This window comes from Aeribacillus composti (assembly GCF_007827555.1).
Classification (GTDB): Bacteria; Bacillota; Bacilli; order Bacillales; family Aeribacillaceae; genus Aeribacillus; species Aeribacillus composti.
Genome location: NZ_VISS01000006.1, coordinates 129,424 through 139,603 on the forward strand (window position 1 = coordinate 129,424; position 10,180 = coordinate 139,603).

The window sequence follows — 10,180 nt, forward strand, 5'->3', positions numbered from 1 at the left end:
TTTGTTCCATGTTTTTCGACTTCTAAAAGAGGTATATAGTTTACTGAAGAAATTTCACTTTTCGTTGATTAGAACGGTATAGTCTTGTTAGTCATTCATATTTTTGACAAGAGCCCCTTGAAGGAACTTCAATTGCATAGGATAGTTGAAGTACTTGCTTATTATTGTCTGTTGAATTTTTGTTTCTTCGAAGAGAATTTCTTTTCTGCTTTAAAACTTTTGTTGTCAGTCGAGGTGAGAGAAATGCTCCTGCCGCAAATTAGAATGGAAAGCCAAATGGCGAAAATTGCGATTAGCACCACTCCTGGAAAGCAGTCAATCAAACAGCCGAAAGCGGATATCGATTTACAGCCGGCGAAAGTAGCGATGGAAATCAACCGCACTCCTGGAAAATTGACAATCGATCAAACGAAAGCGTGGGAAGATCGAAATTTAGCTGATACGTTCCGTTTCATTGAAAAAATAGCTGAGGAAGGCTATCAAGCTTGGCTTGAAGGTATTGCCCGCCTCGCCGAGCAAGGAGATGAACTGATGAAAATTGAAAACGGCGGCAGCCCGCTGGCTGATCAAGCGAAAGAAAACAGCGAATCCCCGATGTATGAAGTGAATGTCGGCTGGATTCCATCATTGTTCAGTGTGAAATTTGATTACGAACCAAGCAAGCTTGATATTAATTGGCATTTGAAAAAAGCTGAATTTCGTGCCATTCCCAATAAGCCGATCATTCATTACGACCGTGGCAGAGTCGATATAAAAATCGCCCAATACCAAAAGTTAAAAATCGACTTTGCCAATCTCACCTTTAAAGGACCAAACTTTGAAATGAACATATGAAGGTTGTGAGAACATGAGACTTAAGACAAAATATCATGGTGAAATAGAAGCCGCAAGCGACAGCATCATCCAATTTCCATCGGGAATTCCGGGGTTTTTAGATGAAAAGGAATTTGTGCTTTTGCCATTTGGCGCCGAATCGCCATTTTTTATTTTGCAATCGGTCAACACAAAGGAACTTGCTTTTGTCATGACAATTCCTTTTTTATTTTTCAAAGACTATGCTATCGACTTAGACGATGCGACGATTGAGCAGCTGGAAATTGAGTCGGAACAAGATGTCGCCGTCTATGTGATTTTGACGGTAGAAGAGCCGTTCGAAAACACAACCGCCAATCTGCTAGCTCCGGTTATCATCAATCAAAAAAACAAAAGGGCCAAGCAAGTGATTTTAACAGGCACTACTTATAAAACGAAGCATCCACTTATGGAACAGAAGGAGGTGTGAAGCCGTGCTCATTTTAACAAGAAAGCTGAACGAATCCATCATTATCGGCGACAACATCGAAATTACCATCACCGCCATCGAAGGCGATCAAGTCAAACTCGGCATTAAAGCTCCAAAACAAATCGATGTTCACCGAAAGGAAATATACGACACCATTCAAACAGAAAACAGCGCGGCTTCCCGCACCGACCTTGACCTGTTAAAACATTTTCAAGAAAAGCTCAACAAAAAATAAACCTGAGGTTTGAAGCTGTAAAAACCGTAATCAAACAAGGATGTTCAACCATTTTATTTTTCTATTAAAAAAGTCCCATTTTTTCTTTTCAGCCTATTAAACATCAAAAAAACAATCCGATATAAAACATGTAAAGAGCAGCGGCGGCCGACGCTGCTCGCACATAAACCACATGGACGTGGAAAAACAACAATTCAAGGAGGAAAAAATCATGAGAATTAACCACAACATCTCGGCGTTAAACACTTACCGCCAACTTTCATTTAACAACACACAAACTGCGAAAAACCTTGAAAAGCTTTCTTCCGGCTACCGCATCAACCGCGCTGGCGACGATGCGGCAGGTCTTGCGATCTCTGAAAAAATGCGCGGCCAAATTCGCGGGTTGGAAATGGCTACTAAAAATGCGCAGGACGGTATTTCTTTAATCCAAACAGCTGAAGGAGCTTTAGCAGAAACTCATTCCATCCTCCAACGTATGCGTGAATTGGCTGTTCAATCTGCGAATGATACTAATACAGATATTGACCGAGCTGAACTACAAAAAGAAGTCAATCAGCTTGCACAAGAATTAACACGTATTGCTGAAAATACGGAATTTAACACACAAAAACTACTAGATGGCACTTTCACAGGTACTTTCCACATTGGTGCTAATGAAGGACAAAATTTGCAAATTAGTATTGAGGCAATGGATTCTGTAGCATTAGGCGTTGCAACAGCTCAAAGCGGATTATCGCTTGTTTCTTCTGGTACAGTATCTGGTGTTAGTGGGCAAGTTGTTTTACAAGATGGAAGTGGTAATAATATAGCTGTTCAAATTAGTGGTAAGTGGTATAATGTAAGTGATGTAACTGCACAATCAGGTTCTTTGGTAGTAAGTTCTGGAGCACAAGAACTTTTTGTAAGAGCAGATTCTAATGGAAACTACACAATCTTTACAGCTATTGATATTTCTGAACAAAGCGGAGCAGATAGAGCAATTACAACAATTCAAGCAGCAATTGATAAAGTTTCCGCAGAACGAGCTAAACTAGGTGCTTATCAAAACCGTTTAGAGCATACAATCAACAACTTAGGTGCTTCTGCTGAAAACTTAACTGCTGCTGAATCTCGTATTCGCGACGTAGATTATGCTTTAGCCGCTTAGTCGGCGAAAGCACAGTCGTCCTAACTGGTAACGGTTAGGAGTATCACCGGGTGAATTGCTGGAAACCCCTTAGAGCCTTTGGCGCCACAACGAAGCTGGAAACGGCAAGCGTGATGGCTTGAAAAGCCAAAGGATTGGGCAACCGAGCAGCCAAGCTCCTGTCTCGAAAGAGTGGAGAAGGTTCAACGACTAGGACATACCGCCTAAGGCGAATGCTATGGCGATGAAGTCCGTAGGATGTGCAGGATTCTTCCATCGTCCTGTATCAATCCGAAGTGCCCGGCCCCTAACAGGTAAAGCTGAGGGTGAAGAGATAGTCTAGTCATTTGTGAAAGCAAATGTTCGCACGATGGCGAAAGAAATGATGGAATTCACGAAGAACAACATCCTTTCTCAAGCAGCGCAAGCGATGCTGGCTCAAGCAAATCAACTTCCGCAAGGAGTTCTTCAATTATTACGTTAATTTTAACCATTTCTTTGAAGGAGACCTTAGTATACTTACTGAGGTCTCTTTTTGAATTTTTTGGGATGTTTACTATCTCTATCATTTTCTATGTTAAAATTTACAACTTGTAAAATCTTTTTCCTAGGGATTCTAAGATACAGGTTTCTTTTATTGAAAATAATCAATCCACCAATAAAAGGAGCTCGAGTTTTATTTTCTAGGACAAATTTTTAATAGCTTACTTTGATTGCACATTACCTAACACTACGGGCAACATATGTTGATAATTGTGTTACATATTCTATATTTAAAATTGTTGGATTTTGTCGATATAATATATATGAAACCATCAGTTGAGGAGTAGCGCGATGAATATTATTTTTCAAGATAAAGTGTTGAAAATTAACGAAAATAATCTTGATGAGCTCGAAAAGTTTATGAAACACGTAAATGCAAGATTAAATGAAAACGGGCTTGTTTTTAGCCATTTTCTTGTTAACGGTACGCCATTTTATTCTGATATACAAGATTTAATAAATGAATACAGCAATCAGGAAGTTCCTGTTGAAATAGTTGGAATCACTGAACGTGAATGGATGTTAGAATTGAAACATGAAGGCTATCAATATATTGAAAGGGCAGAACAGGTTTTAATACAACTGTCGGAAAAATTGTATGCTGGGGAAAACACGGGGGACATATGGCAGCAATTTGTCCATCTTTCCGAAGGACTTAATTATTTGTACCAAATTTTTTCCCAATCCAAATTAGGAGAAAATCATGAAAACATTGTCGCCGGAATAAGATCCGTATCTGAGCAGCTCCTTCAAGCAATGGAAAATCTAGATTTTACCCTTATAGCGGATTTTATTCAATATGAACTTTTGCCGTTATTTGCACAAATGAAAGAGATATTAAAAGCAGAGGACGATTCAAATGCTAATTGATAATCGAATCATTTTGCGGGAAAAAGCGAAAAATGTTTTAGAACGGTTAGATGAATTAAACGAATCAGAGAATGTAAAATTAATTGAGGCAAAAAACGGACAAAAAACGCTGCAAATCGAAACAAACAACCAAAAGCAATTTATTCACAGTGCTTATAATCCTGAAAAAGAAACAGATGTTTTCGTTGAAAAAATAAAAACAAAATTAGAAGAGAGGGAGCCGATCATTTTTATAGGTTTTGGACTAGGATATCATATCGAAGCCATTGCAGAAGCGTTTTCACCTTCTTGGTTTTCTATCATTGAGTTTAATCCTTTCATATTAAAAAAAGCACTCAGTGTCATAAATTTAAAAAAGAAAAAAGTCTATTCAAACATCAAACATTTACATTTAGTTGAAAAAGAAGAACACATTTTACCAGCGATTTTACAAGATGTCAACGATGTAAACAACCCCCCGCAAATCATTGTGTTACCGAGCTATGAAAGAATTTTTAAAGAAGAGGTCAATCGATATTTCACTGCATTTCAACAATATTTAAAAGAGAAAAAAAGTCGTTTTATCACGACGATCAGCTTCCAAAAACGCTGGACATATAATAGTTTGAAAAATTTCCCGTATTTATTAAAAACGCCAAACATATTAACCGATTTCGATACATCTTTGTTTGAAAACAAACCTGCTATTTTAGTAGCGGCTGGACCGTCTTTAAATGAAGAATTTGACAACTTAAAAAAAATTAAAAAAGATCGTTCTGCTTATATTTTCTCTGTCGGCTCTGCGATCAATGCATTAATTGAACATGAAATATATCCGGATGCCGCTTTTACATACGACCCTACTAAAAACAATCAGTTCGTTTTCCAAAAAATAAAAGAAAAAGGAATCATGGATATTCCGATGGTTTTCGGTTCCAGCGTCGGATTTGAAACATTGGAAAACTACCCGGGGAAAATGGCGCACTTTATTACAAGCCAAGATAATATTTCAGCACATACCATTAAACATAACGAATATGATCATATCGATATTGCAGTCGATTCTCCGTCAATCGCGATTATGACTTTACAATTATTAAATCATTTGGATTTTCATCCCATTATTTTAGTGGGCCAAAATTTTTCCTATCAGCAAAATAAACGTTATGCTTCAGGAATTGAGTATGATTTTGTGAAAAATGAATTAAACGAAAAAGAAATAGAGAATGCATTTGAAATCGAATCAGTTGACGGAGGCAAAGTCCTCACAAATGACGGATTTGTCCGGATGAAAACAAGTATGGAACATATTTTATCTGAAATGAAAGATAAAACAGTTTATAATACGACCAAAAATGGCGCAAAAATCAAGCATACGATTTATAAAGAATTAGCAGCAATTATGAAAGAGCTGCCCCAAAATGTTGTAGTTAATCATTGGCTGTCAGATCAAAAACCTAATTACAATCTCAAATATATAAAGGAACAATGGCAGCAATTGATCACAGATGCGGAACAAATAGAAGGAAAAATAAAGGAAATTAATAGCTTCATAAATAAAATAGAAGAAACGGTCAATTCAAGAAAGCTGAATAAGCTGCATCGTTTATTTACGATATTGGATGAGAAAGTAAATGAAGTATTAACAACATTATTTTACAAAATATTTCTCCGGCCAATGACACAAGTTGAATATGAATACGCATCAAAAGAAATAACGGCTGTCCGAAGCAGCTCTGATCTCATCAACAAGGCAAAAGTGATTGTAAAGGAATATAGACGCCTAATCGCAGAGTGGGTTGTATCGTATCGGTTGGTGAAAAAGGATTTGAATGATGTATTTAAAGAGATATTAGAAATTGTAGATTGATATTTTTAAGCTGTTAAAATAATTGGTATGAATTGAAGATGAGGAAGGATTCACAATGATACTAGATAAAAAAGTTGTTTTAATTACAGACGGAACAGGATCTTTTGGCAAGCGCTTTGAAAAAAATAATAAAATATGATGTTAAAAAAGTGATTGTTTTTAGCCGCTATAAATTAAAACAATATGAAATGGCACAAGAATATACAGACTCAAGACTTCGTTTTTTCATTGGGGATGTACGAGACAAAGATCATTTATATCGTGCGTTTGATGGTATTGATGCAGTTGTGCTAGCTAATCCCATGAAGCAAGTGCCGGCATTTGAGTACACCCCTTTTGAAGCAGCAAAAACAAATATTTACAGAGCACATAATATTACTGAAGCAGCGATTGACAGAGGGGGTTCAAAGAGTTATTGCATTACGTACAGATAAAGCTTGTAGTTCTGTAAACTTGTATGGTGCGACGAATCTTGCGTCTGGACAAACTTTTTATTGTTGCAAACTCTTACGTAGGTGAAAACACGAGATTTTCAGTTGTTCGTTGTGGAAATGTTGTAGGCAGCCGAGGCATTGGTATTCCATTCTTTAGGAAAATTCGGCATGCTGGTAAATAGCCTATTACAGATGAAAGAATGCCTCGTTTTTGGATTACACTTGATCAAGGTGTTCAGTTTGTGATTAACTCTCTTGAAAGATGAAGACAAGGGAATTTTTCATTCCTAAAATCCCAAGTATGAGAGTGTTGGACTTAGCAAAAACGATTGCGCCGGAATGCGAAATCGAGATTGTTGGAATTCGAAACTAGATTAACTGCTGTAAAAGTTAATTGCTCAATCAATTTCTTAATTCATTGCAGAGACAATAGAAGAGAGGCTGCCTACATTGCGTTGATTCAAATGGCAGCGGTTTTGCCAAGATCAGAACAATGGTTGCTTGGATTATCAGTAAACCGCAGGAAATTCCCTTGGATTCTTCTAGAAGAAACAGGATTTTTTGAATTCCGTCAATTGATAAATTTTTTATTCATTTCTATATTCCGTGTGTCCATAAGCTAGATGAACATTAGAAAAAACATAATTAAGAAAGTAAAAATCGCTCCTCCTTGAAAAGAATCAATACTTCAAAGAGGAGCAGAGGGCTTTCATTTTATTTTTTCCCCGCTTTATCCAGTTCGGCAATAATTGGAGTTCCGTAAGTATGGAAAGTTTCAACCGTTTTATTTCCCCAGGCTTGGCCGCGTTTGCGTTCTTCTTCAGTCCAAGTAATTGGCTTCCAATCTGGTGCAAGAATCAGATATCCGCCGGAACAGACTTCAATACGGTTTCCGCCTGGTTCATAAACGTAAACAAAGTATGTTTGGTTGATGGCGTGTTTGCTTGGGGCAAATTCAATATAAACGTCATGGTCAATAAAAAAGTTTGCTGCTCTCACAATGTCTGACATGCTCTCGACGGCAAAAGCGATATGGTGCAGGCGTCCTTTTGATCCAGTTGAATCTTCGGTATATACAAGAACAAGATCGTACGATTTATTAGTTGCTCGATACCAGACAGCTGCTTTGTGGCCGTCATTCATGACGATTTGCTCGGTTAAACGGAGACCTAAGACATTTTCTGCAAATTCTCCATCATCTCTATTATCATTTTTAGTCTTGCGACAACAATATCGGGATTTGTTGATAATGCAACATTGTTTTCATGGTGCAGATTTTTAGCAGGAATTGGCTTTGGCGGCGCATTGCCTTCAGTGATCTCACTTCTTACAGAATATATTCCTAAATCCAGTAAAAATAAAGCGATTACATTGGCATTGTGCGGAAACCAAGTCGGCGGTATACTTGCACCGCTTGTCGGAGTTTTATTTATCACATCATTCGGCTGGAGACCTGTTCTATGGTTTTCTGTTATTCCTTTGTTCATCATCCCTTTTATGATTAAGTCTTTGCCTGAGTCTCCACAATTTTTAATTCGCAAAGGCAAACTGGACGATTTAGAGCGCACTTTAAGAAAAATTGACCCCGACTATAAAAAGCAGTTGATTGAAACCGAACAGGAACCTGAGATGAAAACAGAGAAAATTCCATTTATTGGGCTTTTTCAAAACAAACTGGCATTGCCTACGATTCTTTTCTGTATTGTTTACTTTATGGGGTTGTTAATGATCTATGGCCTAAATACTTGGCTTCCTAAATTAATGGAGACAGCAGGCTATCCGCTTATCTCCAGTCTCGGATTTGCGATCTTCTTAAACGGCGGTGCATTGCTGGGAACTATTATCATTGGTATTTTGGCGGATCGCAGAGGTTCGAAAGCATTAATTACCGGTTTGTATATTCTCGGCGCAGTGTGTCTTGCTCTTCTTGGGATCAAAAGCAATATTTTCTTCCTTTATTTGCTCATCGCCATTGCTGGTGTTTGTACGATGGGGAACCAAAGCTTATTAAACGCATTTGTTTCCCAGTATTATCCCGCACATGTGCGTTCAACAGGGGTTGGATTGGCGAATGGTGTAGGACGTCTCGGCGGCATGGTTGGCCCTACATTGGGCGGGATGCTTTTATCTCTGAAAGCACCGATTGGCATATGCTTTATTGCCTTTGCAGCTCCGGGCATTTGCGCAGCCTTGGCACTGCTTCTCGTTCGAAAAAAGCATGATGATCCAACAGTTCTTCAATCAGAAGCCGAATTGACATTGCAATAATCATTCATACAAAATTTGCACAATTAGATGAACTTAACTAAGGTAAAAAAATGGTTCCTATTTTCCGTACAAGAGACTGAATATTCAGTCTCTTGTGTAATCTCTAGTTAAGGATAAAAACAGCAAATGATTAAACCTATTCCGCTGTTTTAAACAAGTTGACTGTGTAAACAAAGGTGTAGAGCTAGGGTCGAATTTTCTGTTGCATACCATGTACGTAAAATACTGAGACCGAACTAAAAGAAATAATTTATCTAAAAAAACTGCGGATTAGTTGCTAGTAATGAGTTGCAAACTTTTTTAAGAACTGTTGACAGACAAAAAGCTCGGCATATGCTGAGCTTTTTGTCATCAATTCACTAAAAATTTTTTTAAATACCGATTTCCCGTTTCAAAAAGGGAACTATTTTCAATCAAAACCCAGAAAATGCTGCGAGTATTATGAGAGCTTTACAACCGTTCTGCCGCGCAGCTTGCCTTTTAGAATGTTCGATAATGCGTCAGGAAGCTGATCGAGTGTGATTTCTTGTGCAATAGATTCTAGTAATTTATCAGGTTTTAAATCAGCGGCCATTCGCTCCCAAATTTGTTTTCGCAATTCCATTTGGCAATAGACCGAATCGATGCCAAGCAGGTTGACTCCGCGTAGAATAAATGGGAAGACAGTCGTTGGAACGTCGCTGCCTCCAGTTAGCCCACTGACTGCTACAGAGCCGTTGTATTGAATTCTGCTAAGGATTGCGGCAAGGGTTTTCCCGCCTACAGGGTCAACGGCTGCTGCCCAATATTGTTTATCTAACGGACGGATCTGTTCTGGACAAACTTCTTCGCGAGAAAGGATTTCTTTTGCGCCAAGCTCGCGTAAATATTCATGTTCTGTTTCTTTACCTGTACTTGCGACAACATGATAGTTTCGTTTTGCCAACATGGAAACTGCGATGCTTCCGACTCCGCCGGTTGCTCCTGTAACGAGTACTTTTCCTTTTTCAGGAGTTAATCCATTTTCTTCTAAACGATGGACAGACAATGCCGCCGTAAAACCAGCTGTTCCTAAAGCCATAGCTTCTTTTAGCGTCAATCCTTTTGGAAGAGGGACAATCCAATCTGCAGGAATGCGGGCGTATTCGCTGTAGCCGCCGTAATGCGACACGCCGATTTCATAGCTTGTTGCAATAACTTCGTCTCCCTCTTTAAAGCGCGGATCTTTAGAAGAAACAACAGTGCCAGCTAGATCGATACCTGGTACGAACGGATACGATTTTACAATTTTCCCATTCGGAGTGGAAGCTAATCCATCTTTATAATTGACACTGGAATAAGCAACTTTTATGACGACATCTCCTTCTGGAAGGTCATTCATGGAAATGGTTTGTACTTTCACTGAAAAATCTGTCTCCGTTTTGTTCACTACTAACGCTTTGAAGTGGTCCACTCGAAATCCCCCTTATTGTTTTTCATATTCTTGTTTTTACGATCACTAGCATTGCAGTAATTAAATCTGATGATTCAAAATACTAAGAATGTTCAATTTTTTATTGATTTCAAAACAAAAAAATCCTTTACAATGGAA

Annotated in this window: 10 protein-coding genes and 1 pseudogene; 9 read left to right on the forward strand and 2 right to left on the reverse strand. The window is 38.3% G+C overall.

Annotated features, from left to right (window positions below; all coding sequences use genetic code 11):
- Positions 1-132: 132 nt before the first annotated feature.
- The 8 genes and pseudogenes from FB379_RS05100 to FB379_RS05135 form a co-directional block, all read left to right on the forward strand.
- A complete protein-coding gene (locus FB379_RS05100) occupies positions 133-834 on the forward strand; it encodes a DUF6470 family protein (RefSeq protein ID WP_242009288.1) in 702 nt (233 codons plus the stop codon).
- A 13-nt stretch (positions 835-847) separates the two neighbouring features.
- Positions 848-1,282 (forward strand): flagellar assembly protein FliW, encoded by a 435-nt coding sequence (fliW, locus tag FB379_RS05105; RefSeq protein ID WP_144597254.1) that lies wholly within the window; start codon positions 848-850, stop codon positions 1,280-1,282.
- Positions 1,283-1,286: 4 nt separating this feature from the next.
- Positions 1,287-1,517, forward strand: a complete 231-nt coding sequence (csrA, locus tag FB379_RS05110; protein ID WP_144597256.1) for a carbon storage regulator CsrA — start codon at positions 1,287-1,289, stop codon at positions 1,515-1,517.
- A gap of 211 nt (positions 1,518-1,728) precedes the next feature.
- Positions 1,729-2,667, forward strand: coding sequence for a flagellin N-terminal helical domain-containing protein (locus tag FB379_RS05115; protein ID WP_144597259.1), 939 nt, complete (start codon positions 1,729-1,731; stop codon positions 2,665-2,667).
- Between the two features lie 328 nt (positions 2,668-2,995).
- Positions 2,996-3,130 (forward strand): flagellin, encoded by a 135-nt coding sequence (locus FB379_RS18560; RefSeq protein ID WP_395994365.1) that lies wholly within the window; start codon positions 2,996-2,998, stop codon positions 3,128-3,130.
- 350 nt (positions 3,131-3,480) lie between these two features.
- On the forward strand, positions 3,481-4,059 hold the full coding sequence (locus FB379_RS05125) for a hypothetical protein (protein WP_144597261.1): 579 nt from the start codon (positions 3,481-3,483) through the stop codon (positions 4,057-4,059).
- On the forward strand, positions 4,049-5,908 hold the full coding sequence (locus FB379_RS05130) for a motility associated factor glycosyltransferase family protein (RefSeq protein WP_144597263.1): 1,860 nt from the start codon (positions 4,049-4,051) through the stop codon (positions 5,906-5,908). Before FB379_RS05125 ends, FB379_RS05130 begins: the two co-directional genes overlap by 11 nt.
- A 55-nt stretch (positions 5,909-5,963) precedes the next feature.
- Positions 5,964-6,709, forward strand: a pseudogene (locus tag FB379_RS05135) (polysaccharide biosynthesis protein); the annotation flags it as partial.
- A 347-nt stretch (positions 6,710-7,056) separates the two neighbouring features.
- On the opposite strand, the gene FB379_RS05140 reads toward FB379_RS05135, so the two are convergent.
- Entirely contained in the window at positions 7,057-7,593 is a 537-nt protein-coding gene (locus FB379_RS05140; RefSeq protein ID WP_338420488.1) for a VOC family protein, read from the reverse strand.
- Between FB379_RS05140 and FB379_RS05145 the strand changes: the two genes are divergently transcribed.
- Positions 7,573-8,610, forward strand: a complete 1,038-nt coding sequence (locus tag FB379_RS05145; RefSeq protein WP_242009291.1) for an MFS transporter — start codon at positions 7,573-7,575, stop codon at positions 8,608-8,610. The genes FB379_RS05140 and FB379_RS05145 overlap by 21 nt on opposite strands.
- A gap of 439 nt (positions 8,611-9,049) precedes the next feature.
- Here the strand turns inward: FB379_RS05145 and FB379_RS05150 are convergent, their stop codons facing one another.
- Positions 9,050-10,042, reverse strand: coding sequence for an NADPH:quinone oxidoreductase family protein (locus FB379_RS05150; RefSeq protein WP_144597267.1), 993 nt, complete (start codon positions 10,040-10,042; stop codon positions 9,050-9,052).
- Positions 10,043-10,180 lie beyond the last annotated feature (138 nt).